Below are 26,829 nucleotides of genomic sequence, written 5' to 3' on the forward strand. Positions count from 1 at the left end.
CGTCTGAGTTTTTTATGATCTTAAATTTTCTAGGTAGCGCTGGGCTGTCTCTAGGTTAAAGGTTTTATCTGCGATAAGCTGCTCGACTAGGGGAGCTACCTCGGATTCACTAGCACCTGCGAGAAGTGCCAAGGATTTGGCCTGCAATTTCATGTGGCCTTGCTGAATGCCTGTGCTGACCAATGCTTTGAGGGCCGCAAAGTTTTGGGCAAGACCAATAGACACGATAATCTGGGATAATTCTTTGGCAGAAGGATTTCCCAATAGTTCATGACTAAGAGCTACACGAGGGTTGAGACCGATAGAGCCACCCTTGGTTGCCACAGGCATGGGCAGAGTCATCTCACCGACCAATTCTTCTCTTTCAAGGTCCAGCGTCCATCGGCTAAGACCTTGATAGCGTCCATCTCGACTGGCAAAGGCATGAGCCCCTGCTTCGATGGCACGCCAGTCATTACCAGTGGCAATCAAAATGGCATCAATACCGTTAAAAATTCCTTTATTGTGGGTAGTGGCTCGATAAGGATCAGCCTGCGCAAATTGGCTAGCCAAAGCTATTTTCTCCGCAATCTCTCGTCCTTGATCCTTTTGGCGGCTCAAGTAGCGAAAGGCGATACGACAACTTGCAGTCACCAGAGAATCGGTCGCGTAGTTTGATAGGATCCCCATGAGACTCTGTCCCTGACTGAGTTCTTCTAAGACTGGTTTCAAGGCTTCCAGCATGGTGTTGAGCATATTAGCACCCATAGCTTCTTGGGTATCGACATGGAGATAAACAACGAGAAAGTCTGTTTCACCTTTGATCTGCTCTACATGCAAATCACGCGCCCCGCCCCCGCGTTTAACGATGGAAGGATAAGCTTGATTGGCAAGCTCCAAGAGTTCTGCTTTCTTGCTGGCAATCTTCTCTTGCGCTTGTTCAGGATTAACAACTTGATAAAGGGCTACCTGACCAATCATCTGGCGTTGATGGACTTGTGCAGTAAAGCCACCTGCTCGCTTGATGATTTTACTGGCATAGCTGGCCGCAGCAACCACTGAGGGTTCTTCTGTCACATAGGGAACTGTGTATTCCTGACCGTTAACGAGAACCTCTGGGACCAGCGAATAAGGCAGAGAAAAAGTTCCCACTACATTCTCACTCAGCTGGTCTGCCACAGTCACACTCATCTGTTCATCCTGCTCCAAACTCTCTTGTCTCTCAGGACTAAGGAGCGCCTGAGCTTTTAACAGCTCGAGGCGCTCTTGGTATGATTTTTTAGAAAATCCATTCCAACTTATCTTCATTATTTTTCAACCTTGCTATAACGGCGTTGGTGGTCCACAATTTCAACCAAGGCAAAATCTTGATTTTCATAGCCAGCAAACTGGGCAGAGTTTGTTTCATCTAAGTCTACTTCCTCAAAGAAGACTTTTTCATAGTCTGCAACGGATAGGGCAGTTCGTTGGTTGAGTTTGTTCAAGCGGTCTTTATCTAGATATGCTTCATATCCTTCAACCAATTCACCACTGAAGAACTCAGCCACAGCCCCGCTTCCGTAACTATAAAGGGCGATTTTATCCCCAGCCTTCAAGCTATCTGTATTTTCCAAGAGAGATAGGAGTCCAAGGAAGAGAGAACCTGTATAGATATTCCCCACTTTTTGACTGTAGAGAATAGACTGGTCAAAATGCTTTTGCAAGAGGTCTTTTTTCTCTTGAGGCAGGCTCTTATCCATGATTTTTTTCAAGCCTTTTAGCGCTAATTTAGGATAAGGCAAGTGGAAGCAAACAGCTGCAAAATCATCCAAAGTAAGCTGGTAGCGTTTTTGATATTCAAGCCAAGTCGTTTTCAAACTATCCAAGTATTGTTGGGTAGAATAGACACCATTTACATAAGGCGTTGTAGAGTAATTTGGACGCCAGAAATCCATGATATCACGGGTCTGAGCCACATTATCATTATTAAAGGCCATAATGCGTGGATTTTGTGTAATCAACATGGCCACACTTCCAGCACCCTGAGTGGGTTCTCCTGGAGTTTCAATACCGTATTTGGCAATATCACTGGCAATGACCAAGACCTTGGACTCTGGAGAATTTTCCACATGCAATTTGGCATAATGGAGGGCAGCTGTCGCCCCATAGCAGGCTTCTTTAATCTCGAAACTACGAGCAAAAGGCTGGATGCCCAGCAAACCATGCACAAAGACGGCCGCAGCTTTGCTTTGGTCAATTCCTGACTCAGTAGCTACAATGACCATGTCAATTTCTGCTCTTTCTTGCTCAGTTAAAATAGAGTCACTAGCACTGGTCGCCAAGGTCACGATATCCTCAGTTAGGGGCGCAATACTCAATTCCTCGAGTAAGAGTCCTTTACTTAATTTTTCAGGGTCAATTCCCCTCGCTTCTGCTAAGTCTTGTAATTTCAAGACATATTGACTGGTCGCAAAACCAATCTTATCAATACCGATTGTCATATTTACCTCTGTTTTATCATTCATTGTAAAAAATCGTTCTATACTATTTTATCACAAATGGCAGTAAAAGAGAGAAAAAAGACTTGATTCACCAAATCAAGTCGCTTATTATTCTAACCATTATGCTGCTTTCTTAAATAGGAATACAGTCTAAGAATCACTGTTCCGCTAGCCATTCCAATGGAAATCACCAAAGCCAACATAACAACCAAGGTTGCACTAGCAATGGCATGACTGTAATCTCCCGTCACAAAAAAGGCAGTTGTCCGATAGGAGAGATAACCCGGAACCAGAGGTGCCAAGATGGCCAAGATAAAGACCACAGCAGGTGTCTTATAAAGAATACTTAAAATCTGGCTGACACAAGAACCGATAATGGCTGCAATAAAAGTAGCCACAATAACATTGGTCGGTTCTTTGAGCAAAAGATAGATTAGCCAGACAGCCATGCCCAAAATCCCTCCAGGTAAGAGCATGGACCGCTGAACATTGAGTACGATTAGAAAGGTAATAATGGCAAGAAGACTTGCTACTGCTTGTAATAAAAAGGTTGTTAGTGTCATATTAGTTCATCAATACCAAGGCGACAGAAGTTCCTGCCCCTAAAGCAAGGGTAATGAGCAGGGATTCAAACATCTTGCTCATACCAGAGTTTATGTGGTTAGTCATAATATCACGAACCGCATTGGTCAAGGCAATTCCTGGTACAAAAGGCATGACCGCACCAGCTATAATCAAATCTGCCGTTGAGGGAAAGCCTGTGTAGCGCGCCCAAAACTGAGCTATCATCCCAAAGACAAAGGCTCCAGCAAATGCTGTTACAAAAGGAATTCGGATAAACTTTTCCACATAGAGGGAAAAGGCAAAACCAAATAAGGTCGCCACTCCTGCCCCAAGTGCGTCGTAGATGTTTCCACTAAACATAACTGAAAAGAAAGGGGCACTAAAGGTCGCAGCCAAAGTTACCTGCAACTTAGTATAGGGAAGGGGTTGAGTTTGTAAAGTCGTCAATTGCTTGAAGGCTGTCTCTAAATCAATCCGCCCCCCAACCAGCTGACGAGAAATCTGGTTCACATCGCAGACTTTTTCGATGTTATAAGAAGATGAGGTCACGCGCTTCATACGCGAAATATTGGTATTTTCAATGGAGAAAAAGATGGCAGCAGGCATGGCAAGAACATTACAATCCACAATCCCCTGCGAATGCGCAATCCGAATCATGGTATCTTCTACGCGATGAATCTCTGAACCACTTTTGAGGAGAATGGTTCCAGCTAACATAATCACATCAATAACGGCATTTAATTCTCTTGATTCTTCCATACTTTCCTCCTTTTATCAACTCCTTCTATTCTATCACAAATCTGGAGTCAAAAAAAATCTTTGCCATGAAATCATGACAAAGATTCGTTTAATCACGAGAATTTTCGTGGTTCCCTTCACTACTTGATTGAGTAGTAGCAGGTGCATTCCCTCGTTGATTTCCTTGTTGGTTCCCCTGACTTGGTGTCGTAGTAGAACCTTGGTTTCCACGTTGGGCTGGTGCTGATGATGACGTTGACGGTGGTGTTTTTGGTTTGTAGATTGAAATCTTGACACGAGTCTTAGTCAAATCAACCTTTTCGCCTGCTTTTGGACTTTGCTCTACAACAGTCCCCTCAGCAGTTCCATCAGGAGCTGTCGACACTTCTACAACTTCAATATTGGCTTCTTTAATACCGACAATTTGAACGAGATTATTTTTAGTAAATTCAAGACTAGATCCTATATAACTTGGCATAGCAACGCTGGTTACTTTCTTAGCAACGGTTAAGGTAATCGTTGAGGCCTTGCTCAAATCATAGGTTGTTCCGGCAGCTGGACTCTGTCTGAGAACAGTTCCTGCTTCGCTCTCACTTGATTCTTCTTCCTCAATTTTGATGAGATTTTCAGGAACCTTCTTCTGCTTGAGTTCTGCTATAACATCTGTCGATTTACGGCCGATATAGTTACTCAATTGGAAAGATTGCTTGCCTGATGAGACAACCAAATTGATTTTCGAACCTTCTTTTCGAGTCTTTCCAGCTTCAGGATCTGTACGGATAATCCGCCCTTCTTCCACCTTTTCACTAGCCTCTGATTTCTCCTCGCCAATCTCAAAATTGGCTTTCTTGAGCGTTTCCTTGGCCTCCGCAACTGTCTGACCTGCCACATCTGGGATGGCAATGGTTGCAGGAGTTCTGGATAAGATCCAAATCAGAGAAGCTGCCACCAATACAATGCTGGCCAACAAAATCATATAACGAACTCTAAATTTCCGTTTCTTAACAGGCTTGCTTGCGTAATTATCTTCTGAAACCTGCTGACTCGGTTTCGCAGTCTGTGGCTTCGAACTTTGTGTTTGCACCTTAGGAATCGAAGTCAAGGTACTCTGGGATACCTTTGGTAGTGTCTTGGTGTCCGCCTTAGTAGTATCATTAAATACCAGTTTAGGCTCATTGCGACGATTGTAAGACAAGCTACTAGACAAGTCCACGTACATCTCTGCAACTGACTGATAACGATCTGTCAATTTCTTGGCAGTTGCCTTGATAACAACATTCTCCAAAGCCTGAGGCACAGATGGATTTTCATCAATAACTGACGGCAGTGGTTTCTGGAAATGCTGAAGGGCGATGGTCACCGCACTATCCCCGTCATAAGGGATATGGCCTGTCAACATCTCATAGAAAATAATCCCCATGGCATAGATATCACTCTGCACAGTCGCCTTCGAACCACGCGCCTGCTCTGGTGACAAGTAATGAACTGAGCCCAGCATAGAGTTAGTCTGAGTCAGACTTGTCTCAGCAAAGGCTACCGCAATCCCAAAGTCTGTGACCTTGGCAGTCCCATCTGGTGTCAAGAGGATATTTTGAGGTTTCAAGTCCCTGTGAACAATTCCTCGAGTATGGGCCAAACGCATAGCCAAGAGAATTTGTCCCATAATACGGACTGCTTCTTCATTAGAAAGAGGGTAGTGTTCCTTGATATAGCGTTTAAGGTCTAGTCCAGCAACATACTCCATTGCAAGATACTGTTGACCGTCTTCCTCACCAATATCTGTTATCCGAACGATATGAGGATGGTCTAGATCTGCCATAGCTCTCGCTTCACGCTGAAAACGAGCTACAGCTATCGGGTCCGTCTGGTAGTTGGTCCTCAGGACCTTCACTGCCACTTCTTCTCCGTCTAGAATTAAATCCTTGGCCAAATAGACATCTGCCATGCCTCCTCGGCCAATCTGTTTCACAATCCGATAGCGTCCGGCAAAAATCTTGCCGATTTGGATCATTCTGCATCCTCCTCGTTCATAGAAACAAGGGCAACCGTAATGTTGTCTAAACCTCCTGCATTGTTAGCAAAACGCACAAGCGTCGCTGTTTTATCTGCCAAAGGAATATCACTGGTTACAATATCACAAATCTCACTGCCTGAAATCATGTTAGTCAAACCATCACTATTGAGCAAGAGATAGTCTCCTGGCTCAAGGGTAATCATTCCAAAATCAGGTTGAACTTCATCTTTTTGACCGATTGACTGGGTAATAATATTTTTCTGTGGATGGCTAGCTGCTTCTTCTGGTGTCAATTGACCTGCCTTGAGTAATTCATTAACTAAAGAATGGTCGCTCGTCAACTGGTGGTATTCTTCTCCACGAATCAAACCGATACGAGAATCTCCAATATGGGCATAGATAGCTTGATTGCCAATAATAGCAACAGCCTCAAGAGTTGTTCCCATTCCTTTATAGGCATCATCTTGTCCAAGTTGATGAATCTTTTGATTTTCAATTTCTAGGTAATTGGCGAACCATTCACGTACTTCATTGACTGTATCGATCTGGGTGTCAACCCAAGCTATACCTAGGTCTGTTACCGCCATTTCACTAGCGATATTCCCTGCGCGATGACCTCCCATCCCATCAGCTAAAATAATCATAGTACGTCCAGCTCTATTGACATAGTGGTTGACATAGTCTTGGTTATTTGTTCGTTTCTGACCAACATCTGTTAATAATGAAATTTCCATGTGTCAGTTCCTTCCTAATCCGATATCTTGCGAAATTGACTGATGAAGAATCCATCACTTCCATACAATTCAGGTGTAATGAGGATACAGCCGTCTTTCACGATATCCTTACATTCATGTTCTAGTTTTACCTGCTCGAACTCAGGATGATTTTCTAAAAACGCCTCAACGACTTGAAAATTCTCCTCTGAGACAATAGTACAGGTACTATAAGTTATTATACCACCTTTGCCTAGTGTTTGACAAACACTACCTAATATTTCTAGCTGAATTTCCTGCAAGGACGCGAAATCTGCCGTTTCTTTATTGTATTTGATGTCTGGTTTCCGTCGCAAAAGACCGATTCCTGAACAGGGAGCATCCACTAGAATCTTGTCAAAGGAATTCTGCCCAAAAAGCTCATGCACCTTTCTGGCATCTAGTTTTTGCCTTTGAACCTGATCTGCAACTCCTAAACGTTGGGCATTTTCTTGGATTAAGTCCAACTTATGGTCGTACAAGTCCAGAGCAGTAACCTGACCTGTCTTGAGATAAGAGGCTATATGGGCTGTTTTCCCACCCGGAGCCGCACAAGCATCAAGCACTCGCTCATCTCCCTGCAAATTCAAAGTTGGCGCAACCAGCTGACTGGACTCGTCTTGGATGGTAATGGCTCCCTCTGCAAACAAATCATGGCCTGCAAAATGCCCCTGCTCCTTAACCAGACCAGAAGGAGACAAGGATGAATCACTGGCCTCCAACAAGGCTTTGATTTCCTCTTTTCGGCTTAAATCAGTCACACGAATACTGGCCTTGTTACGCACCAAGAGACTTTCAAAAATAGCTTGCGCTCGCTCCTCTCCGTATTCTTCCTTGAGCTTGGCAACTAGCCAAACCGGAAGGGAATAGGCTATGGAGTCACGCTTGTTTTTTCGTTTGATGCTGGCAATATCTGGCCAGCCTTCACGCAAGATACGGCGAAGGACAGCGTTGACCAATTTTTCACTGCCTTTTTTACGGACTTTGGCTAATTCTACTGCTTCATTGACCACAGCATGGTCTGGAATCTTATCCAAATAGCGGAGCTGGTAAGCACTCATGAGAAGAAGGACATAAAGCCAACTATCTAACTGGTCTCTGTCTTCAATAAAGTGTGATAGGTACCATTCCAGAGTCAGTTTACGGGCTACCGTTCCATAGATCAGCTCGGTCACCAAGCCCTTGTCTGCTGCCGAAAGTTGACTTCCCTTGAGATGCTTATTTAAGGCGATATTTGAGTATGCTTGATTGATAAAAACATCCTCTAATACTGCTAGAGCTAAACTTCTAGCCGTTTCTACTTTAGTCACCAAATCGTTCTCCTACAGTCAATGTACGTCCAACTCCATTGAGGAAGGAAGCAATGTCCATCTTAGGTTTACCAGCAGGCTGAACTTGTTTGAGAGACAAAGCTCCTTCAGCTGTTGCGACAATCAATTCTTTCTTGCCGATAGAGAGAATCTCTCCTGGATTTCCCTGACCATCTACTGGTAGGGCTTCATAAATCTTAAAGCGGTCGCCCTTAAGGAAAGTATGGGTAACAGGCCACGGGTTCATTCCACGGATTTGGTTAAAGAGTTGACGATTGCTTTTGTTCCAGTCCAGTTTTTCTTCCTCTGGCTTGATATTTGGCGAGAAAGTGACCTGGCTTGGTTCTTGTGGTTCAGGTTTGATATCACCAGCAATATAGGCAGGCAAAGTGTCCAAAAGCAAATCGCGACCAACTAGCGCCAATTTTTCAAACAAGGTCCCGACATTGTCCTCATCTGTGATCGGAATACTACGACGAGAAATCATATCTCCTGCATCCATTTCCTTAACCATTTCCATAATGGTCACACCAGCTTCCTCATCACCTTGAATCAAGGCATAATGGATAGGCGCACCACCACGGTGTTTTGGAAGAAGGGAAGCGTGAACATTGACAGCAAAGTCCATGCTATCAAGGAGTTTACTTGGAAGAAACTGCCCAAAAGCAGCAGTCACAATTCCATCTGCTCCTAAATTCATAATAGCTTCCATCTCTGGGCTTCCAGATAATTTTTCAGGTTGGTAAATTGGAAGATCTGCTTCCTTGGCAGCCTGTTTGACTGGGGTTTCTTGAATAACTTTTTTACGACCAACAGCACGGTCTGGCTGGGTCACAACGGCTAGAATTTCGTAACGGTCATCTGTCAAAAGACCTTTTAAGACTGTTGCTGAAAAGTCGGGAGTTCCCATAAAGATTAGTTTTGTCATATCTTCTCCTTCTTATAAAAATTGCTGTGGCTCATGGTCAATGCTGAGACGGAGCTCACTATTTTCCCGTTCTTGAGTCAAGGCCAAGACCTGATTGAGGGTCGTCCCCAGCTCATCTTCTAAACGGTATTTAATTAAAATCTGGTAATGATATAGGTTGTGGGTACGGGCGATGGGTTTGGGCGTTGGCCCGAGAATCTTACTTGTTTCGGACAAACCTGATCGTAAAATGTTCATGACTTCATAAGCACGTTTGACAACCTCTTCTTCTTTCTTATGAGAAAGGGTAATGCCAATGGTGAAATAGTAAGGTGGATAGCCAAGTTGTCGTCTAATTCCCATTTCATAGGCATAAAAACCTTCGTAATCCTGATCCTTGGCAAATCGAATAGCATAGTGTTGCGGATTGTAGGACTGGATCAAGACCTGACCAGCTTTTTCAGCCCGACCTGCCCGACCTGCCACCTGAGTCAAGAGCTGGAAGGTTCTCTCAGAAGAACGGAAATCAGGCAGATTTAAGGCCGTATCCGCATTGAGAACTCCTACTAGTGTCACATTGGGAAAATCCAAACCTTTGGCAATCATCTGAGTACCTAGTAAAATATCCGCTTCCCCTTGTCCAAACTGGTCAAGCAGAGCTTGATGACTACCTTTCTTACGAGTCGTGTCCACATCCATCCGCAAAATGCGGGCCTGCGGAAAGAGTTCTGCCAGCTCATCATAAGCCTTCTGTGTCCCTGTCCCATAGTAACGAATACTTCGGCTCTTACAGTTAGGACAGACCTGAGGAATGTCCTTAGAAAAACCACAATAATGGCAGTTCATAGTCTTAGTATCCATGTGCAGGGTGAGAGAAATGTCACAGTTGGGACAAGTATCAACGGTCCCACACTCCCGACACATGACAAAGCTAGAATAGCCACGGCGATTGAGCATGAGAACCACCTGCTCTTTTTTAGACAGACGGTCTTGGATGGCTTCTAGCAAAGGAGGCGTAAAGTTTGATGTCTCGTTTTGTCCAATATAGTCACGAAAGTCAACCACTTGAACCTCAGGAATCGTTGCCAAAGGATTGGCCCGTTGGGTTAGACATAAGTGTTGATAGACGCCTTTGCCAGCCCGAGCACGGCTTTCCAGACTAGGAGTTGCTGAACCAAGTACCAGAGCTGCTTGATTGTACTGGGCCCGTAAAATGGCCACTTCTCTAGCATGGTAACGGGGATTACTGTCCTGCTTATAAGTCGCTTCATGTTCCTCATCGATAATCATAACACCTAGATTTTTCAGCGGAGCAAAGATGGCCGATCTGGCGCCCACAACAACTTGAGCGTCTCCACGCTCGACCTTGCGCCATTCGTCATACTTTTCACCATTGGACAGGCCTGAGTGAAGAATGGCCACCTTGTCCCCAAAACGTGCAATAAAACGCTCCGTCATCTGAGGAGTCAGGGAAATCTCAGGTACCAGCAAAATAGCTGTCTTGCCCTTGTCCAAGGCCCCTTGGATAATCTGCAAATAAACCTCGGTCTTCCCACTTCCTGTAATCCCTTGAAGGAGGAAGGGAGGCTGATGACTACCAATAGCACTCACAACCGCATCACGCGCCTGTCTTTGCTCTGGATTCAATTCCAAAGGCTGACTTGCCTCAATGCCTTCAAAATAAGCAGCCGAGCGTTGCACTTCCTTTTGGACTATGGACACAGCACCTTGTTCCACAAAAAAGTTGACTTGCTCTCGCGAGTAGGACTCTAGCAAACTAGCCAAGGAAGCACTCTCAGGATGAGACAGCAAATAGTCTCTCAGTTCTAACTTTTTCTTGGCGCGTGTAGAAATCTCTACTCCTTCTAATTGAGCAAGGTCAACCTCATACCAAGACTGGGTCTTGATCTTCTTTTGATCGACTGCCTGATATTCCAGACCAAGCAGGCCTTTTCTAGTCAAACGCATCATTTCAGCTTGCTTACCTAAATCTAGAGAAGAAAAGGCTAGCGAATCTTCTGAACCAAACAAGCGCTCTCGGTCTTCCTGACTCAGACCTTCCAGAGGATAGAGAATCTTGTCATAGCTGGAGTTCAGAAACCCTGGTAACATAGCCTTGAGGATAGAGATTTTGTAGGAGAAGACAGATTTGCGTAACTCCTCAGCCAGCCAGAGTTGTTCTTGCGTGAGAACAGGAGAAAAATCCAGCACCTCAGCAATATCTTTTAAATCTTGATTAGGCTCTTCTTCATCTGGTTGGGACTCCAAACCAAGAACAATCCCTTGAATCAGGCGATTGCCCTTACCAAAGGGCACATGAACCCGCATCCCAACTTCCAGCATTCCCTCAAATTCCTCAGGAATCTTGTAACTATAGGGCTGGTCCGTCTGCATCAAGGGCACATCTACGATAATCTTGGCTATAGCCATCTTCTCACCTCCTCCTTGTCAGTACATTCTTGCAATAGAAAAAATAAGATTGAGTCCCCCCAACCTTAAATTTTTTCACCATCTTCTTTTTCTTTAGCGATTTGCTCTTTGATTTTCTTTTCTTCTTCTTCTTTGCGGCGTTTTTCTTCTTCGATACGGCGACGCACTGCTTCACGTTTTCCTTCTGGATCTGGGTGAATTGTTACATTTCCTGATTCGATTTCTTCTAAAGCGCGAAGAGTTGATTTTTCAGACTTGAAACCTTGAGTTGCTGGCGCACCTGCTTCCAATTCGTGGGCACGTTTTGCTTCCAAGATTACGAGTGAATATTTTGAAGGAACCTTGTCTAGCAAGGTATCAATAGAGGGTTTTAACATCATTTACTTGTACCTATTTTCTAAATTTTATCGAGTAGTTGGAGATTTTGGTAACATCTCCTGATAGTGACCAATGACACGATCCACACGGAAGTGCTCTGCTTCGATAACACGTTTGACACGCTCAGCAGCTAGGGGCACCTGATCGTTGACAATCGCATAATCATACTCACGCATGAGAGCAATTTCTTCCTTGGCCTTTTCGATTCGTTGGGCAATCACTTCTGCACTGTCTGTTCCACGTCCTACCAAACGATCTTGCAATTCATCCAAATCTGGTGGTGTCAGGAAGATAAAGACAGCATCTGGAACCTTTTTCTTGACCTGAAGAGCACCTTGAACCTCAATTTCAAGGAAAACATCGATCCCCTTGTCCAAGGTTTCATTGACATAGGTCAGAGGAGTGCCATAGTAGTTGCCGACATATTCTGCATATTCCAACATCTGTCCTTGACGAATCAGCTCTTCAAACTCTTCGCGAGTACGGAAGAAATAGTCAACACCGTCCACTTCTCCAGGACGTTGTACACGTGTCGTCATCGATACAGAGTATTGAAATTGGTTTTCAGAACTCTCAAAAATCTCTCTTCTAACCGTTCCTTTCCCAACCCCTGAAGGACCAGAAAAAACGATTAGTAAGCCTCGGTCTGCCATTGTGTCTCCTTTTAGTCAGTCTGTGAAATAACATTTCTCTAGAATAATGGCAAAAAGCCAGATTATCTTTTACAGTCTTTCTATCTAGTGTAACAAAAAAGCAGTAATTTTTCAACTGCTCTTTCTTATTTATTTAGCATAATCTACTGCACGAAGCTCGCGAATCACGGTTACCTTGATATTTCCTGGGTAATCGAGATTGTTTTCAATTTTCTCACGAACTTTATGAGCCAAAATTGTGACTTTGTCGTCCTTGATTTGTCCTGGATTGACCATGATACGGATTTCACGTCCTGCTTGAAGGGCAAAGCTAGTTTGTACTCCTTCAAAGCCATTCGCAATTTCTTCCAAATCATGGAGACGCTTGATGTAGCTTTCAAGAGACTCACTACGAGCACCTGGACGGGCTGCGCTCAAGGCATCTGCTGCAGCAACGATCACTGCAATGACACTTTCGGCTTCTACATCACCGTGGTGACTAGCAATCGTATTGACCACAACTGGGTGTTCCTTATACTTACGAGCCAATTCCATACCGATTTCAACGTGGCTTCCTTCAACCTCGCGGTCAATGGCTTTCCCGATATCGTGAAGGAATCCAGCACGACGGGCAAGAGCCGCATTTTCACCCAGTTCGCTCGCCATGATACCAGCCAACTTAGCAACCTCAATCGAATGACGCAAGACATTTTGTCCATAAGAAGTACGGAACTGCAAACGTCCCATAATCTTCATCAAGTCTGGATGAAGGTTTGGCGCACCAATCTCATAGGCAGCGGCCTCACCGTATTCACGGATCTTATTGTCAATCTCTTGACGGTTTTTCTCAACCAACTCTTCGATACGAGCTGGATGGATACGACCATCCTTAAGCAACATTTCCATGGTCATACGGGCAATCTCACGACGAATCGGATCAAATCCTGACAAGGTCACCACTTCTGGTGTATCGTCGATAATCACATCGACCCCTGTCAAACTTTCAAAGGTACGAATGTTACGACCTTCACGACCAATAATGCGTCCCTTCATAGTATCGTCTGGCAGATGAACCGTTGAGTTTGTTGACTCCGCTACATATTCACCAGCGATACGTTGCATAGCTTGAACCAGGATATCCTTGGCCATTTTGTCAGAACGTTCCTTGACCTCTTGCTCAGCTTCGCGAATACGGCTAGCAATCTCCTTGGTCAAGTTTTCCTCTGTCTGAGCCAAGATAATATCTCGTGCTTCTGCCTGAGACAGGGCACCAATACGCTCTAACTCTGCTTCTTTTTGTCTTTCGACTTCCTCTAATTGCTCTTCACGCGCATCAAGGTTTTTCGCTCTATCAGAAATACTTTGTTCTTTTTGTTCAAGTGTTTGTTCTTTACTCGTCAAATTGTCGTCCTTACGGTCGAGGCTAGTAGCTCTCTCTGTCAAACGACTTTCGATTTGTTTGAGTTCTTGACGTTCTGATTTGAATTCAGCGTCCACTTCTTCACGGTATTTTCTGGCTTCTTCTTTGGCCTCCAATAGTGCTTCTTTTTTAAGAGACTTGCTTTCACGCTTGGCTTCATTAACAAGTAAATCTGCTTCACGCTCAGCTTGTCCACGTAAATTAGTTGCTTCTTGTTCAGCATTTAAAAGCATCAACTCCGCAGCTTCCTGAGATGATTTCATCTTGGCTGAGATGCTGACATATCCAATGACTAAACCAATGATGACGGCAAAAACAGCAATCGCAATCGACATGATTTCCATGTTTTTACCTCATTTTATTGTTATTCCGAATGACATACATTCTTTTACATTCTACCATAAAAAAGTGATTTTCACAAACCTAAAATAGAATATGTTTTGGGGAATTTTAGGACTACAGTTTCTTGAATTTTTGAGGAGATAATTCATTGTCACTATCAAAAAGTTCCGCAGAATCTCTACAGCTATGGATTATCTGGTGCCGTGCCGAATAGTGTTCCGCTAGATTTAAACATTTTTACTTTCAAATCTTTGAAAACTCACTTTGAGAAATCACAGCGTATCTTCAAGGTCAAATTTGTCACAACTTAACAATTTTTACTTAGTTGTATCAATTTATTTCTTAAATATTAGTTTGTCCTCTTCTAGAGCTTTTAAAATATACTCATTAATCAATTTATTATCTTCTTCATTTTTTGAAAAATAAGTTTTAATATTATTGGGAGTTCTATGTTCTAATAGACGATGGATAACATCATCACTTCTATCATGGAACCAGGTCCAATCTACTTCAGGATAAAGACCTAGAATATCTTCTTCAATATCTTTTAAAATCTTAAAATCAGAAAAATATCCTTTTCTACTTAAGTTATATAAATCTGATACAGATTTTTCTCTTGGGTCTGGGAAAGTTTTAACCCCCTCATCTCTTTTATCATTAATTCTTTTAATCAAATGATGGTAGATTTTATTTTGTATCTGAGGAAAATCATAGACATTCGAACTCATCAGATCAATTACTTTGTGGTAAATAATGTTCTCTGATTGTTCATAGACTTTTAGAATATCCAGAATATCATCTTTAACATCCTCTTCAAAATACTTAAAAAAGTGGCATATCAAATCAGAATATTCTACAATTCTTTTTACATCATCATTTTTATATTTTATTCTTAAAATATCTGTATTAAATTTTTCGAGTACTATTATTGCAGTTTCCTGTTCAGTTGAGCAATATTCTAGTAACCGTGAATAGAGTGGGTACACTGAATTATATAAAGAAAAATTTTTCTCCAATATTTCATTTAAATGTTTATTTACAGTCCCAATTATCTTAGATTTCAATGAATCTTTATCAATAGCATCCATATTAGCGAGGACATTTTTAATAAGTCCCTTAACTTCCTCGCTCCAATTATAATACAGTGTCTGAGTATTTAAAATATCTATTACTCTTTCTATGTCAATATCATCAACAAGAGGAAGAAAAGTTAGTATATTTTTAAGTTCTCGAAGTTTTTCATCCTCAGTAATTTTAAGACTTTCTTGCAGATGAGTAATTCGATTCAACAAATATTCTTTTGCTTCCTCAGTAACTTTTATTTTGCCAAATGAATAGTTTCTAAAATATAAATTTACAACCTTAAAATCTATACTCGGCAGAATTAATTGGACATCATCCAAATCAAGATTTTTAAGCCAAGAGGCTGTTCTATCAAAAACACTTGCCTCAGGTTTGATATATGAATTATCATAACTGAGTAATAATATTTCTAAATATCTATTAATGATTGATTTATAAATCTTATAATGTTCAACACATAAACAATTTAATTTTAAAAAGTTATAAAGATTTTTTACTGTAAACTCCGCATTAAAGAGATGATTATTTTCAGACCACCCTCCTCTTCTATAGTTTTCATGCTCTTCACGAATTTCATCAAATAATTCATTAATAGTTTCTAATTTTTTATATAAAAAATTGAGACTAAGGATTGAATCTCTAAAAAATTCTATAATCTTTTTCTCATCTCCAGTAACCGAGTTAATAATTTGTTCTGTTAATTCGTTTAATTCTCCATCATAAAGTGGCTCTGCATAACTAGGTGTTTTTTCGTATCTATCAATTATTTGAATTTGCTGAAAATTAAATTCACAAACTAAAAAATTAAAATAGTCTTTCTGACGAAATGCTATATTAGCTAGTTCTCTAAATTTTGCTTTTGCTAAGGAATATTGTTTTTCTTCATACAACTTAAAAGCCTTACTTAAGAATCGATTACCCTTTAAATCTCTAGGCTCACCAATCTCCATATCTAGAAAGCGGTTTAATAAAGATTTTTTAGATACCATAATTCGTAATTCTTCATGACCATCAATTTCAAATCTTGATTGATCATTTCCAAACCAGCAATACTCATCATCCCAGTTTAAAGCCCTTTTCTTTAAATCAGAATATCTAGAAAAATCTTTCGCATCAATAAAACTAAGTCTATCTAAAAAAGCCAGTTGATTCCATAAATCATCAGCATTATTTACATCTTGACTTCGGTTTTCTGATAGAACCTCTAAAAAATATTTTGTCCTGCAATACAATTTGTTCTGTTTTTCTGATGTCTCCTGACCTAGATTCTCTTCATTAGAGATAATGAAAATTCCTTGCTTCTTATAATACTCTCGAATGATCATAGACGGTTCCTCGGGAGTATAAAAATAAGCATTTTTAGCATCCAATTTAAATGTATTTTGAATCATTCTAAAAATTGAATTAAAAGTCGAATCACTTAGAGAATACCCCACAAACAATAGAGTATGATTCATTATCAATGACTGGATTAAAGTAGAAATCATTGGGAAGTTCAAATGATAGTCTGAATAATCATCTTCTTTCAAAACAATATTTTTCTTACTGAAGTCACCATGCATTTTAATCAAGTATCTTTCCGAACTCGTATAGGGGATGTCTTTATCTTCAGCTACTACATTGTACTTTAACAAGCCACTTTCAAATTGACTCTCCAGAAGTGAATCATAGTTTGTCGTAATAATATGTTTTGGTGCAATTTTTTCTATTAATTTATGTAACTCATTTGGTTTACTCAATCCCTTCTTAAAGAAAATTTCTTCTATCTTCTTTGTGTACTGATTTTTCCCAAAAGTATCATAATAATACTGAGCAATTCTCAGTGGACTATCTGTTCTTTCTTCTGGTATGTCCAATTCTTTTTTTAATGATTGAATCAATTCTCCCCAAGTTGGTAGATTAGAATTAGCTGATATTCCTGCACCAACAAACAAAACTAAGGAATTTTCTTTAATAGAATTCTTTATTTGAGTTATAGATAAATTATAATTTTCTTCCATATTTGAACCATCCTATCATTAGTTTGTATGACATAAATACAAATTATCCTTCGAAATTTTCTTCTTTTCTGTTATATAATCATAAATAAGAGTTTATCATTGTTTATAAATATAAAAATTTGTTTGTCTTTTATATTCAATTATGATTTTTAATATTAACAATTCTCTTCATTATACCACAAGATAAGAGCTATAAAGCGGATTCAAGGGACAAGAACCTAGTTATTATACTAAAATTTTTCACTGGCTTTTTAACTTATGAAATCTGTCATTTTCCAATCAACTTTATCTTTAATTTATTAGCTAAAATTTAAAAAATAAAAAGCCTACCTTTCAGTAGACCTAGTAATGATCTTTGAAAGACAAGAAAGCCACGCTATCTCCATCCATCATATAAATCAAGCGATTTTCTGCGTCGATACGACGTGACCAGGCTCCTTGGTAGTCATACTTGAGTGGTTCTGGCTTACCTATTCCTGTAAAGGGATCACGTTGAATATCCTTGATTAGTTTATTGATTATTTTCAACGTTTTCTTGTCCTGAGTTTGCCAGTAGCAATAATCTGCCCAGGCATCTTCTGTAAACTTGAGCAGCATTCCTCACTCCTCAATAACATGGACTTGAGTGCTTCCAGCACGGACTTGAGCCATTCCTCGCAAAACCTTGTCTGATAACTCCTTATTTTGAGCGATTCTCAGAGTTTCTTGAATACTATCCCACTCGCTCTTTGAAAGAACTACAATGTCCTCGTTTGGATTTTTATTGACCACCGTCAAAGGCTCAAATTCATCATTTACCTTTTTCATGTAGTCTTTTAAATGATTTCGGAATGTTGAGTAAAGAACTGCTTCCATAACCATACCTCGTTTTACCTCTTTTCCACTATTATACACGAAAAGAAAGAAATTGTCAGGAACTTGTACAAGATTTTCTTTTCTATCTATTTATTCGTAAAAAATCTCAAAAAGTCCACCTTTCAGTAGACTTAGTTTGTTTCTATTCTTATCGGCACTCTTCCAAAATTCTGCTCTGCTATACTTGGATTTCCTAGTTGATAAATCTGGTCTGCCTTTTGAGTCATGACATCCCAAGGTTCTTTGCCAATTCGGCTGACTAGATTGACCTGCCCTTTCAGAGACTTAAGGTGTTGCCTGCCTTTTTCAGTAAATCCAAGGACATGAATGGCTTCTGGCAAATCACTTTCTCTAGCTTGCACCAAAATATAGGTCAAAAGACGTCTGACACGCGCCTTGGTGTAACGTTTGGTCGCAACCGCCTCAACCAAGTCTTCCACAGACTGGGCTGTCTTGATGGCATCCTTGATGCGTACTGCCATTTCTTGATTGACCTGATAGATGGTAGTTAGGTCGGGATTGGACAAGATTTGATAGCGGAGCAAGGGAAAATAGTCTTCCCAGCTCACCTTACTGGCCTGCTCAAAGAGGGCAACAGAAGGCATAAAGTGTTCTAAGAAATCTTGGTCCTTCTGGTGCTGACGCAGGGCTGTCGCCGAGGCAAAGTCCACATCCTTATCCACAGAATGATAGCCAGCTCCCTGACGCTGAATCGGATGCAACTTGATGTTTCGTCCAGCAACTGCTTTGACATATGCAAGAGCAAGAACATGGTTGGGCGTATTGCCTGAAAAATCAAGACCAGCAAATTCCTTCCACATAGCTTGGGTTTTCTGGGGATAGGAAAGGGAATCAGGCAGATTTTCCACAAATTTCTCCATCTCAACACCTTGCTCTGTGTATAAGTCAGCAATTTTCTGGTAGTCCAGAACTTCCTCTGTACCAAAAGCTAGAGTATCAATACCCAAACGCGCCAAGATATCCACAGCCCCTTGGGCGAAAAAATCCGCCGCCTGAACACTGACTAAAAAGGGCAATTCTACTACCAGATCCGCTCCGTTTTCCAACGCCATCTGGGCCCGAGTCCACTTATCCACAATAGCAGGCTCCCCACGCTGCATGAAATTCCCAGACATGGCAACGATTTTCAGTCCCTCAGCCTGCTCCAGCAGGTATTTATGCCCATTATGAAAAGGATTGAACTCCGCGATAATACCTGTGATGGTCATGGTAATCTCCTACTTCTGCGCGACAAAAAACCAACGGGTGCTAGTTTCTGTTGGCTCCTTGTCCTCAAAATCCGCATAGAGTTTGAAGGACTTGAATCCAGCCTGTTCCAGCAAAATATCATAGGTCAAGACTTCATAGGTCCGCTCTTCATGTACTTCATCGTGACGACTAAAGGAACCGTCCGCCTCCTTGACAAAGAAAGTCAGCTCATGGACGATGGAGTGAGGTGCTGCATCCTCATAGGTATCCCAAAGCATGGCGAAATCTTCCGCATTTTCATGGTAGGAATAGCCTGGAAAAACCTCATCCGTCTGGTAAGTCGAATGCACATCAAAGATGAAAACTCCATCTTCGTTGAGAGCATTATACACCTCCTTAAAGACGTCCCCTACTTCCACCTCATCCTGCATGTAGCAGATTGAGTCCGAATAACAAGTGACAAAATCATATTGACCTGCCTTGGACAAATCCAGCATATTGCCTTCAATAAATTCAATCTTTTGCTTGGCTGAAGCCGCTCTCTTCTTAGCAATCTTCAACATATCAGCACTCAAGTCCAGACCAGTCACATCAAAACCAGCCTGAGAGAAGCGCACCGATTGAATTCCTGTCCCACAAGCCAAGTCCAAGAGTTTCTTTCTCTCCTTGGTCTTAGGCAAATGACGAAGAGAAAAGTCCGTCCATTTATCGTATAAACTATCGTCCATGACCGCATCATAGACCGCCGCAAAGGTTTCATAAGTTGCCATAAAACATGATACCAAGAGCCTCCATGGCAAACACCACTCGCCCTATACCTTTCTATCTTTTTTTCTAAAATAAGCAAAGAAACCCAGTTGACTACAACTGAGTTCAATTGTACACTATAGTCTTTTCGTTTGCTTTTAGTACTAGGCAACGAGTTGCAGGCATAACTGGAGTTAGGCAAAACGAGTTAACGCCGTAATAAAAGATAAAGGAAAAGACTATAAAGTTTCAGATAAATCTACAGAATCCGCCTCATGCCATAGTTTTTCTAGGTTATAGTGGGCACGCATTTCTTCTGAAAAGACATGCACTACGATAGCACCTAGATCCAGTAAGACCCAGCCTCCAGCTGCATCGCCTTCGACATGGCTACCTTTAAAACCTGCTTGGGCTACTTTTTCACGGATATTATCAGAGATAGCATCCAACTGGCGGCTATTCATTGAACTAGTAATAACAAAGTAATCCGTCACGCTAGTCAAATCTTGTACATCAAGTGCAAGGATATCCTCCGCACGTTTCTCATCAGCCGCTTTCACGACTAGTTCTAATAATTCTTTTTCGTTCATTTAGTCCTCTTTCAAATAGTGCACAAAGGCGTTATAGGTTTCAAGGGTTTGGGGATAGATGGGGAATCCCTGATGAGCTAGATGCTCCACGGTTCGAGCTGTTTCGTAGGCCACCGCCTTATTGAGCGATAGACTTGCAATCTCACGCGCCACATCTACTCCAGGAAAGGCTCGATTATGCTCGATATAGTCTGCTACATAGATAACCTTATCTAAGTCTGTCATCTGAGCCGCCCCGACTGTATGGATTTCAATGGCTCGCAGGATTTCAGAATCATCCAAATCCAAGTCTTCCTGAATCTTGTAAATTCCGACCATACCATGCCAGACATTATTGCCCCAGTTTTTGAGGTTAGAGTCTAGCTGATAACGGCCAATTAAGTCTAAAAATTCCTGATCTGACAGCTTTTTAGCATAGTCATGAAGAAGGCCTGCAAGACCTGCTTTCTCGGCATCGACTCCAAATCGTTGGGCCAGTTCTATGGCTGCACGCTCCACACCTAGACAATGGGTTAAACGTTTTTCAGGTAGAAGCTCTGCCATTTTTTCCAACAAAGCCTCACGAGAGCAGTTGATATAGTCTTGATAGGCCATCAGTAGAGCCCCTCCTTCTCGATATAGTCTAGCACCGGCTGAGGCAGGAGAAAGTTGGGTTTCCGACCTTGAGCAATGAAGTCACGCACCATGCTGGATGAGATATCCATGAGAGGCACATCCACCCAGATAACTGGATAGGAAGTTCCAGCCTTGTAGCGTGGACGCTGAACCCCCACAAACTGAACCATGTCGACCAGTTCATCAATTCGGTACCACTTAGGCAGATAGTCCACCATGTCGGCACCGATGATAAAGTAATAATCTGTGTCTGGATTCTTCTCAGTTAGAAGCTTCATGGTGTCGTAGGTATAGGAAATGCCCTTGCGCTCTAACTCGATTGTTTCAATGACTATCCCTTCAATCCCCTTAATCGCCAATTCAAGCATCTTGAGACGATGGTGTTCAGGGATGGTTTCTTTTTTATCTACGTGAGGAGGTTGGTATTCAGGCATGAGCAGAATCTGTTCCAGTCCCAACTGTTGCCGTACTTGGTCCGCAACGATCAGATGGGCATTGTGAACAGGGTTAAAATTCCCCCCTAGAATCCCGACTTGTTTGCGTTTTTTCTCCTTGATTTCTGGCTCCAACTCTACCTTGGTAAAGGGAGTCAATAATTCGATTGCCATAGGCTAGTCTCCTTTATTTCTCTGTAAAAACAGTTGTTTGGAGTAGTTTTTTTAGATTTCTTTGACTTTTTTAGAAATCTTGCGATTCTCTTTCTTGCTAGATTGTTTAAACAAAATCAAGATTCGTCCGATTTTTTGGACTGTATCCACACCAATTTCTTCTTCCAAGATTTCAGCTACTTCGTGGATATTTTCATCTGTGTTTTGCAAAAGAGTAACCTTGATCAATTCACGGGCGTCAAGTGCCTGACGGACGCTGGTTTTGATTTGGTCGTTCAGTCCATTTTTTCCGATTTGGATGATGGGTTTGAGAGTGTGTGCCTGGCTGTTGAGGAAGGCACGTTGTTTTGATGTTAATGACATAATTTCTTCCTTGTTTTTTGATAGTTATTTTAGGTGGTGAGGGACGGTCGGAACTAATTTTCCAAAGATCTCATCTTTGAAAAATGGATTTCCTGACCTCACAATTGAGCCTTGGTCTCAATTGTGCCCCTTGCCAATCTATCGATTGGCAAGACACCACGGCAATAACTATCTTTGTATGAGCTCACTTTGTTCGCTCAGTGATTTTATTTTAAATAATTGCTTTTCGTGTGACGACGGCAACGCCTTCTGGTGCCCAGACGGCGACTTTGGCTGTGCCTGTTACACGGATCCAGCCTAGGCCTGAGATGACTAGGTCTGTCTTTTCCTTAATGTTAAATACATGCTGAACTAGTTTTGGAAAATCTTCTTTTTCCTTGCTATTTGGTGGTGTCAAAAGTGTTCCGAGGTGCTTGTCGTAGAAAGCACCAGCGCCTTCAAGCTTGGTACGGTGGAGTTTGAGTTCATTGTCAAAGAAGGCTGTGAATCCTTGCTTTTCACCTGCAATGAAGTCAAAGCGTCCGAGACCTCCTAAAAACAGGGTTTGTTCAGGATTAAGCTGATAGGTTTTAGGCTTGATTTCCTTTTTGGGGCTGACATACTTGAGGTTTTTAGCCGTCAAGTAGTGGGCCATCTGGTGACGGTGGATGATTCCCGGCGTATCATAAATATAAGATCCGTCGTCAAGCGGAATCTCAATCTTGTCCAATGTTGTCCCTGGGAAGCGCGAAGTCGTAATGACATTTTGGTCACCCGTTATTTCTTGGATAATGGCATTGATTAGAGTTGATTTTCCAACGTTGGTTACACCGACCACATAGACATCACGACCCTTACGATAATGCTCGATTTTGTCAATAACTTCCTTAATGGCATGCTTGTTTTGGGCTGAAGTTAGGACGACATCGACTGGACGAAGCCCTTCTTCATGGGCACGCTCCATCAGCCACTGGCTAATCTTTCCTGGTTTTACTGACTTGGGCAGGATATCTTTTTTATTTCCGACCAAGAGGACATCATTGCCTGATACAAAACGTGGCAAGCCTGGGATGACAGAGCCATTAAAGTCAAAGATATCAATGACATTGACTACTAAGGCATCACTGTCTCCCACCTCGTGCAAGAGCTTGAGGAAATCATCGTCCGTCAACTGGACATCCGTGATTTCATTGTAGTGGCGGAGACGAAAACAGCGTTGGCAATAGACTTCGCCATTCTCCAAACCTTTTTCAAGTGCTGACTGGGGGGTAAAACCAAGACCAGCCTTGTCTGTCGTCTGAATGGTTGCTCCACAACCAATACAGAGAATTTCTTCCATAGTTAAATTCCTTTTTTATATGTAATCGGTCCGTACTGTTCAGTGATTTTTCGCATCACACGGCGCTCACGAGCTCGGTTAATCTGCGTTTTGATCGAGTCATGTTGGACCAAGGGTTTGACTAAAATCGAGCGAATGCCAGCACGGTGGGCTGCTCGAATATCTGTCATGAGCTGGTCGCCTACCATGACCACTTCACTTTTCTCATAGTGGAATTCCTTCATGGCACGGTCAATCCCAAATGTGAAGGGCTTCAAGGCCCAATAAACGTAATCAATCCCAAATTTCTCAACTGCGCGTTGAACTCGTTTTTTGGTATTATTTGAGACTACGATAATAGCAATGCCCGCATCCTGAAGATCATGTAGCCATTGCTTCATCTCTGGCGTCCCGTCAGGGTTGTTCCAAGCAATGAGGGTATTGTCCAAATCGACCAAAACAGCCTTGATTCCCTGCGCCTGCAGGCTTTGGACTGTCAAATCATAAACTGCTTCTACAGCAAAGTCTGGCATGTAGTTTTCAATCGCCATTCTGGCTCCTTTTCTTAACTTTTTTTCGCAATTTTCCTTAGCAACAATGACAGGACAATCCACAACCCAGCACTAGCCAAACTGATGTAGAGCCAAGCATGGGGCTCATCTGTTAAAGGTAGGGGAACATTCATTCCAAAAAAGCCTGTCACAACTGCCAAAACAGCTAGCAAGACTGAAATGATGGTCAAGGTTGTCAAATTATCATTCAGATTATTGTTTAGGATGTTGTTGTAAGATGCTGATAGTTGTTGGAGGACTTGAGAAATCAAGTCTGTCATGGATACCAGCTGATGAGCCTCAATCATGGCATCATCAAACTGCTCTCTCTCAATCTCGTTAAAACTGCGATAGAGGGCATGACCTTGGATATGTTCCAGCAACATGCGATTTTGCTTGGCAGCCGCAGTAAGATAAACCATACCAGTTTCCAAGTCGGAAAGGGCAAAGAGGTTTTTCTTAGTCGTCCGCTGGCGCAAGAGGCCATTGACCTCATCCTTACTCTTATCCATCTGCTCGATGACAGGGTAGTAGGCATTGCTGATGATTTCCAGACTGGCAAAGAGAAACTTGTAAATCGAAAGCGTGTCATGACTCTCCAGATAACGGGTCATCTGTTCAATGACATAGGCATTCTTGGTATTACTAATGGTAATCAGGCGACGATGTTCCACGATAAAGGTCATGGGAAAGGCTTCGTAGTAGGCCTTATCCTTTTTCAAGTTCAAGACATTGTAGATAAAGGTCACAGTCCCATTTTCGCGGTGATAATCCATGTGGGCACGCTCATTTCTATCCAGCGCGTATTCAATGGTTTCCTTGTCCAAACCGTAGATTTCAGAAAGGTCCTCTAGTTTTTTCAACTTGTCCAAATCTAGGTTAATCCAGGTACAACCATTGCCCAACTGTTTTTCTAAAAACATCTTCTCTCCTTTACCAAACTCTTTCTATTGTACCATAAATCTGCTAAAATTTCAGGCCTGGTCTGTCCGAGAGAAATTGCTGACGACGGTGATATTCCGATTGGGAACGAAGTGTAGAACCTGATCTTCTCCTCTGAGTTGAGTTGTTCGAATGCCAACACTAACCACCTTGCCCGATACAGTAATGGGACCATTTGTCAGAACAACCTCATCTCCCACATCCAGTTGGCGTTCAAAGAGGATAAAAAAGCCATTGATGACATCAGACAGAAAGCCTTGGGCTCCCATACCAATGGCCACCCCAGCAATCCCAGCCCCTGCCAGCAAACTCGAAACAGGCAAACCTAAAATCGACAAAATGCAGTAGAGTAAAAAGAAATAAAGGGTATAATTAAACACATTTTCTAACAGACGTGAGATGGTTTTCTGACGCCCGACATCATGACGAGACATTTTTAGAGAAGGTTTAACAATTCTCTGCACCATGGTATGAAGTAGCTTTTTAGCTATATAAAAGAGTGAAAATAAGAATAAAAGAGAAAGTAGCTTGGTTAAGATATTCTCGATAATCGTTGTTATATCAAGCTTATTGAGATAGGTTTGAATAAATTCTTGCATAGAAAACTCCTTTCATTTATTATACCATACTTTCATAAAGTGTCATTCCCCATAAATCTTCAAAAATAATTTCAAAAATAGACAGAAAATTCTTGATTTTAGTTCATATTTATACTATAATCATAAACATTACACAACAAAGGAGATTGTTATGAAAAAATTCATTCATGCTTGGAATAAGGCAAGCCTAATCAAACGAATTTTGATTGGTATGCTTATTGGAGGAACCCTAGGACTGACACTTCCTAACATTTCAGGAATTGGCCTGCTGGGAGATCTCTTTGTTGGTGGCCTCAAAGCCATCGCACCGATTCTGGTCTTTGCCCTCGTTGCCAATGCCCTTTCCCAACATCAAAAGGGACAAGATAGCAATATGAAAACCGTTATCTTCCTTTACTTGGTGGGAACCTTCGCCGCTGCCCTCATCGCTGTACTAGCAAGTTTCATCGTCCCTGTTGAAATTACCTTAAATAGCGCTAATACCGATATTGCTCCACCAGATGGGATTGGACAGGTCCTCAGCAACCTCTTGCTCAAACTGGTTGACAATCCAGTTAATGCCCTTGTCACAGCCAACTACATTGGTATCCTATCATGGGCAGTTGTTTTCGGGATTGCCATGAGAGAAGCCAGCAAAAATAGTAAAGAATTGCTGAAAACCATGGCTGATGTGACTTCTAAGATTGTCGAATGGATCATTAACCTAGCTCCATTTGGTATCCTTGGTCTTGTCTTCAAAACCATCTCTGATAAGGGAATCGGAAGCCTAGCCAACTACGGAATCTTACTTGCCCTCTTGGTGACAACCATGTTCTTTGTGGCCTTAGTAGTCAATCCATTGATTGCTTTCCTCTTTATGAAGAGAAACCCTTATCCCCTCGTTTGGAAATGTTTGCGTGTCAGCGGTGTGACAGCCTTCTTTACTCGTAGTTCTGCTGCCAACATCCCTGTCAACATGAAACTTTGCCACGACCTTGGACTGGATCCAGATACCTATTCTGTTTCTATCCCACTTGGTTCTACTATCAACATGGCCGGGGCAGCGATTACTATTAACGTTTTGACCCTTGCTGCAGTAAATACTTTGGGAATCCCTGTTGACTTTGCCACAGCCTTTGTCCTCAGTGTGGTAGCAGCTATTTCAGCCTGTGGTGCTTCTGGTATCGCTGGTGGTTCCCTCCTTCTTATCCCAGTTGCTTGTAGCCTTTTTGGCATTTCTAACGATATTGCCATGCAAGTTGTTGGGGTTGGATTTGTGATTGGTGTCATCCAAGACTCATGTGAAACAGCCCTTAACTCTTCTACAGATGTCCTCTTTACCGCCGTTGCCGAATACGCAGCAGCCCGTAAAAAATAACTCATAAAGACAAGCCTGCTCAGGTCTTGTCTTTTACGCTTTTATTCTAACTTATTAGGAAATTCTT

At 42.0% G+C, this 26,829-nt stretch carries 26 protein-coding genes; 1 reads left to right on the plus strand and 25 read right to left on the minus strand.

The annotated features are described in order from the left end of the window. Nucleotides 1-12: 12 nt before the first annotated feature. The 25 genes from QS39_RS10260 to QS39_RS10380 all read right to left on the minus strand — a co-directional run bounded on the left by QS39_RS10260 (nucleotide 13) and on the right by QS39_RS10380 (nucleotide 25,405). Nucleotides 13-1,287 (minus strand): hydroxymethylglutaryl-CoA reductase, degradative, encoded by a 1,275-nt coding sequence (locus QS39_RS10260; RefSeq protein WP_077805458.1) that lies wholly within the window; start codon nucleotides 1,285-1,287, stop codon nucleotides 13-15. Next, nucleotides 1,287-2,459, minus strand: a complete 1,173-nt coding sequence (locus QS39_RS10265) for a hydroxymethylglutaryl-CoA synthase (RefSeq protein ID WP_180375054.1) — start codon at nucleotides 2,457-2,459, stop codon at nucleotides 1,287-1,289. Before QS39_RS10265 ends, QS39_RS10260 begins: the two co-directional genes overlap by 1 nt. 113 nt (nucleotides 2,460-2,572) lie before the next feature. Further along, a complete protein-coding gene (locus QS39_RS10270) occupies nucleotides 2,573-3,022 on the minus strand; it encodes a threonine/serine exporter family protein (RefSeq protein WP_033686494.1) in 450 nt (149 codons plus the stop codon). A 1-nt stretch (nucleotide 3,023) separates the two neighbouring features. Beyond that, nucleotides 3,024-3,782 carry a threonine/serine exporter family protein gene (locus QS39_RS10275; RefSeq protein WP_077805460.1) on the minus strand — a complete coding sequence of 253 codons (759 nt, stop codon included), beginning with the start codon at nucleotides 3,780-3,782 and terminating at the stop codon, nucleotides 3,024-3,026. A gap of 88 nt (nucleotides 3,783-3,870) precedes the next feature. Next, nucleotides 3,871-5,772 (minus strand): Stk1 family PASTA domain-containing Ser/Thr kinase, encoded by a 1,902-nt coding sequence (gene pknB, locus QS39_RS10280; RefSeq protein WP_077805461.1) that lies wholly within the window; start codon nucleotides 5,770-5,772, stop codon nucleotides 3,871-3,873. Then, complete coding sequence (locus QS39_RS10285) at nucleotides 5,769-6,509, minus strand: Stp1/IreP family PP2C-type Ser/Thr phosphatase (protein ID WP_000406242.1); 741 nt, start codon at nucleotides 6,507-6,509, stop codon at nucleotides 5,769-5,771. The genes pknB and QS39_RS10285 overlap by 4 nt, the downstream gene beginning before the upstream one ends. A 14-nt stretch (nucleotides 6,510-6,523) precedes the next feature. After that, nucleotides 6,524-7,837 (minus strand): 16S rRNA (cytosine(967)-C(5))-methyltransferase RsmB, encoded by a 1,314-nt coding sequence (rsmB, locus tag QS39_RS10290; protein WP_180375036.1) that lies wholly within the window; start codon nucleotides 7,835-7,837, stop codon nucleotides 6,524-6,526. Next, nucleotides 7,830-8,765 carry a methionyl-tRNA formyltransferase gene (gene fmt, locus QS39_RS10295; RefSeq protein WP_077805463.1) on the minus strand — a complete coding sequence of 312 codons (936 nt, stop codon included), beginning with the start codon at nucleotides 8,763-8,765 and terminating at the stop codon, nucleotides 7,830-7,832. Before fmt ends, rsmB begins: the two co-directional genes overlap by 8 nt. A 12-nt stretch (nucleotides 8,766-8,777) precedes the next feature. After that, the gene (locus tag QS39_RS10300) at nucleotides 8,778-11,174 is read right to left on the minus strand and encodes a primosomal protein N' (RefSeq protein ID WP_077805464.1); all 2,397 of its coding nucleotides are present in this window, start codon (nucleotides 11,172-11,174) and stop codon (nucleotides 8,778-8,780) included. Between the two features lie 65 nt (nucleotides 11,175-11,239). Next, nucleotides 11,240-11,554: a DNA-directed RNA polymerase subunit omega gene (rpoZ, locus tag QS39_RS10305; protein WP_000979235.1), complete on the minus strand. Its 315-nt coding sequence runs from the start codon at nucleotides 11,552-11,554 to the stop codon at nucleotides 11,240-11,242. A 24-nt stretch (nucleotides 11,555-11,578) separates the two neighbouring features. Next, a complete protein-coding gene (gene gmk / locus QS39_RS10310; protein WP_077805465.1) occupies nucleotides 11,579-12,205 on the minus strand; it encodes a guanylate kinase in 627 nt (208 codons plus the stop codon). 129 nt (nucleotides 12,206-12,334) lie between these two features. Continuing rightward, nucleotides 12,335-13,948, minus strand: a complete 1,614-nt coding sequence (locus QS39_RS10315; protein WP_033678004.1) for a ribonuclease Y — start codon at nucleotides 13,946-13,948, stop codon at nucleotides 12,335-12,337. A 333-nt stretch (nucleotides 13,949-14,281) separates the two neighbouring features. Then, on the minus strand, nucleotides 14,282-17,029 hold the full coding sequence (locus tag QS39_RS10320; protein ID WP_033678006.1) for an SIR2 family protein: 2,748 nt from the start codon (nucleotides 17,027-17,029) through the stop codon (nucleotides 14,282-14,284). A gap of 342 nt (nucleotides 17,030-17,371) precedes the next feature. Next, complete coding sequence (locus QS39_RS10325; protein WP_077805466.1) at nucleotides 17,372-17,626, minus strand: Txe/YoeB family addiction module toxin; 255 nt, start codon at nucleotides 17,624-17,626, stop codon at nucleotides 17,372-17,374. A 3-nt stretch (nucleotides 17,627-17,629) separates the two neighbouring features. Continuing rightward, nucleotides 17,630-17,884: a type II toxin-antitoxin system Phd/YefM family antitoxin gene (locus tag QS39_RS10330; protein ID WP_180375037.1), complete on the minus strand. Its 255-nt coding sequence runs from the start codon at nucleotides 17,882-17,884 to the stop codon at nucleotides 17,630-17,632. 131 nt (nucleotides 17,885-18,015) lie between these two features. After that, nucleotides 18,016-19,113 (minus strand): nucleotidyltransferase, encoded by a 1,098-nt coding sequence (locus tag QS39_RS10335; protein ID WP_077805468.1) that lies wholly within the window; start codon nucleotides 19,111-19,113, stop codon nucleotides 18,016-18,018. A gap of 9 nt (nucleotides 19,114-19,122) precedes the next feature. Next, nucleotides 19,123-19,863, minus strand: a complete 741-nt coding sequence (locus QS39_RS10340; RefSeq protein WP_077805469.1) for a class I SAM-dependent DNA methyltransferase — start codon at nucleotides 19,861-19,863, stop codon at nucleotides 19,123-19,125. Nucleotides 19,864-20,079: 216 nt separating this feature from the next. Beyond that, complete coding sequence (gene rsfS, locus QS39_RS10345; protein ID WP_077805470.1) at nucleotides 20,080-20,430, minus strand: ribosome silencing factor; 351 nt, start codon at nucleotides 20,428-20,430, stop codon at nucleotides 20,080-20,082. Then, entirely contained in the window at nucleotides 20,431-21,024 is a 594-nt protein-coding gene (gene yqeK, locus QS39_RS10350; protein WP_077805471.1) for a bis(5'-nucleosyl)-tetraphosphatase (symmetrical) YqeK, read from the minus strand. Beyond that, nucleotides 21,024-21,653, minus strand: a complete 630-nt coding sequence (locus QS39_RS10355; protein ID WP_077805472.1) for a nicotinate-nucleotide adenylyltransferase — start codon at nucleotides 21,651-21,653, stop codon at nucleotides 21,024-21,026. The genes yqeK and QS39_RS10355 overlap by 1 nt, the downstream gene beginning before the upstream one ends. Before the next feature lie 51 nt (nucleotides 21,654-21,704). After that, entirely contained in the window at nucleotides 21,705-22,016 is a 312-nt protein-coding gene (yhbY, locus tag QS39_RS10360; RefSeq protein WP_000060169.1) for a ribosome assembly RNA-binding protein YhbY, read from the minus strand. A gap of 211 nt (nucleotides 22,017-22,227) precedes the next feature. Next, nucleotides 22,228-23,334 (minus strand): ribosome biogenesis GTPase YqeH, encoded by a 1,107-nt coding sequence (gene yqeH, locus QS39_RS10365; RefSeq protein ID WP_077805473.1) that lies wholly within the window; start codon nucleotides 23,332-23,334, stop codon nucleotides 22,228-22,230. 2 nt (nucleotides 23,335-23,336) lie between these two features. Beyond that, nucleotides 23,337-23,864 (minus strand): YqeG family HAD IIIA-type phosphatase, encoded by a 528-nt coding sequence (locus QS39_RS10370; RefSeq protein ID WP_077805474.1) that lies wholly within the window; start codon nucleotides 23,862-23,864, stop codon nucleotides 23,337-23,339. A 14-nt stretch (nucleotides 23,865-23,878) separates the two neighbouring features. Beyond that, nucleotides 23,879-24,787, minus strand: a complete 909-nt coding sequence (locus QS39_RS10375; RefSeq protein ID WP_033678022.1) for a magnesium transporter CorA family protein — start codon at nucleotides 24,785-24,787, stop codon at nucleotides 23,879-23,881. Nucleotides 24,788-24,838: 51 nt separating this feature from the next. Beyond that, nucleotides 24,839-25,405, minus strand: coding sequence for a mechanosensitive ion channel family protein (locus QS39_RS10380; RefSeq protein WP_077805475.1), 567 nt, complete (start codon nucleotides 25,403-25,405; stop codon nucleotides 24,839-24,841). A 151-nt stretch (nucleotides 25,406-25,556) separates the two neighbouring features. Between QS39_RS10380 and sstT the strand changes: the two genes are divergently transcribed. Then, nucleotides 25,557-26,762 carry a serine/threonine transporter SstT gene (gene sstT / locus QS39_RS10385; protein WP_033678026.1) on the plus strand — a complete coding sequence of 402 codons (1,206 nt, stop codon included), beginning with the start codon at nucleotides 25,557-25,559 and terminating at the stop codon, nucleotides 26,760-26,762. Nucleotides 26,763-26,829 lie beyond the last annotated feature (67 nt).

This window comes from Streptococcus mitis (assembly GCF_002005545.1).
In the GTDB taxonomy this organism is placed as follows: Bacteria; Bacillota; Bacilli; order Lactobacillales; family Streptococcaceae; genus Streptococcus; species Streptococcus mitis_I.

Excerpts from the sequence above, each read along its gene's own strand:
- QS39_RS10260 (WP_077805458.1), bottom strand. The coding sequence starts at position 1,287 with ATGAAGATAAGTTGGAATGGATTTTCTAAAAAATCATACCAAGAGCGC.
- QS39_RS10265 (WP_180375054.1), bottom strand. The coding sequence starts at position 2,459 with ATGACAATCGGTATTGATAAGATTGGTTTTGCGACCAGTCAATATGTC.
- QS39_RS10270 (WP_033686494.1), bottom strand. The coding sequence starts at position 3,022 with ATGACACTAACAACCTTTTTATTACAAGCAGTAGCAAGTCTTCTTGCC.
- QS39_RS10275 (WP_077805460.1), bottom strand. The coding sequence starts at position 3,782 with ATGGAAGAATCAAGAGAATTAAATGCCGTTATTGATGTGATTATGTTA.
- pknB (WP_077805461.1), bottom strand. The coding sequence starts at position 5,772 with ATGATCCAAATCGGCAAGATTTTTGCCGGACGCTATCGGATTGTGAAA.
- QS39_RS10285 (WP_000406242.1), bottom strand. The coding sequence starts at position 6,509 with ATGGAAATTTCATTATTAACAGATGTTGGTCAGAAACGAACAAATAAC.
- fmt (WP_077805463.1), bottom strand. The coding sequence starts at position 8,765 with ATGACAAAACTAATCTTTATGGGAACTCCCGACTTTTCAGCAACAGTC.
- QS39_RS10300 (WP_077805464.1), bottom strand. The coding sequence starts at position 11,174 with ATGGCTATAGCCAAGATTATCGTAGATGTGCCCTTGATGCAGACGGAC.
- rpoZ (WP_000979235.1), bottom strand. The coding sequence starts at position 11,554 with ATGATGTTAAAACCCTCTATTGATACCTTGCTAGACAAGGTTCCTTCA.
- gmk (WP_077805465.1), bottom strand. The coding sequence starts at position 12,205 with ATGGCAGACCGAGGCTTACTAATCGTTTTTTCTGGTCCTTCAGGGGTT.
- QS39_RS10315 (WP_033678004.1), bottom strand. The coding sequence starts at position 13,948 with ATGGAAATCATGTCGATTGCGATTGCTGTTTTTGCCGTCATCATTGGT.
- QS39_RS10320 (WP_033678006.1), bottom strand. The coding sequence starts at position 17,029 with ATGGAAGAAAATTATAATTTATCTATAACTCAAATAAAGAATTCTATT.
- QS39_RS10325 (WP_077805466.1), bottom strand. The coding sequence starts at position 17,626 with ATGCTGCTCAAGTTTACAGAAGATGCCTGGGCAGATTATTGCTACTGG.
- QS39_RS10330 (WP_180375037.1), bottom strand. The coding sequence starts at position 17,884 with ATGGAAGCAGTTCTTTACTCAACATTCCGAAATCATTTAAAAGACTAC.
- QS39_RS10335 (WP_077805468.1), bottom strand. The coding sequence starts at position 19,113 with ATGACCATCACAGGTATTATCGCGGAGTTCAATCCTTTTCATAATGGG.
- QS39_RS10340 (WP_077805469.1), bottom strand. The coding sequence starts at position 19,863 with ATGGCAACTTATGAAACCTTTGCGGCGGTCTATGATGCGGTCATGGAC.
- rsfS (WP_077805470.1), bottom strand. The coding sequence starts at position 20,430 with ATGAACGAAAAAGAATTATTAGAACTAGTCGTGAAAGCGGCTGATGAG.
- yqeK (WP_077805471.1), bottom strand. The coding sequence starts at position 21,024 with ATGGCCTATCAAGACTATATCAACTGCTCTCGTGAGGCTTTGTTGGAA.
- QS39_RS10355 (WP_077805472.1), bottom strand. The coding sequence starts at position 21,653 with ATGGCAATCGAATTATTGACTCCCTTTACCAAGGTAGAGTTGGAGCCA.
- yhbY (WP_000060169.1), bottom strand. The coding sequence starts at position 22,016 with ATGTCATTAACATCAAAACAACGTGCCTTCCTCAACAGCCAGGCACAC.
- yqeH (WP_077805473.1), bottom strand. The coding sequence starts at position 23,334 with ATGGAAGAAATTCTCTGTATTGGTTGTGGAGCAACCATTCAGACGACA.
- QS39_RS10370 (WP_077805474.1), bottom strand. The coding sequence starts at position 23,864 with ATGGCGATTGAAAACTACATGCCAGACTTTGCTGTAGAAGCAGTTTAT.
- QS39_RS10375 (WP_033678022.1), bottom strand. The coding sequence starts at position 24,787 with ATGTTTTTAGAAAAACAGTTGGGCAATGGTTGTACCTGGATTAACCTA.
- QS39_RS10380 (WP_077805475.1), bottom strand. The coding sequence starts at position 25,405 with ATGCAAGAATTTATTCAAACCTATCTCAATAAGCTTGATATAACAACG.
- sstT (WP_033678026.1), top strand. The coding sequence starts at position 25,557 with ATGAAAAAATTCATTCATGCTTGGAATAAGGCAAGCCTAATCAAACGA.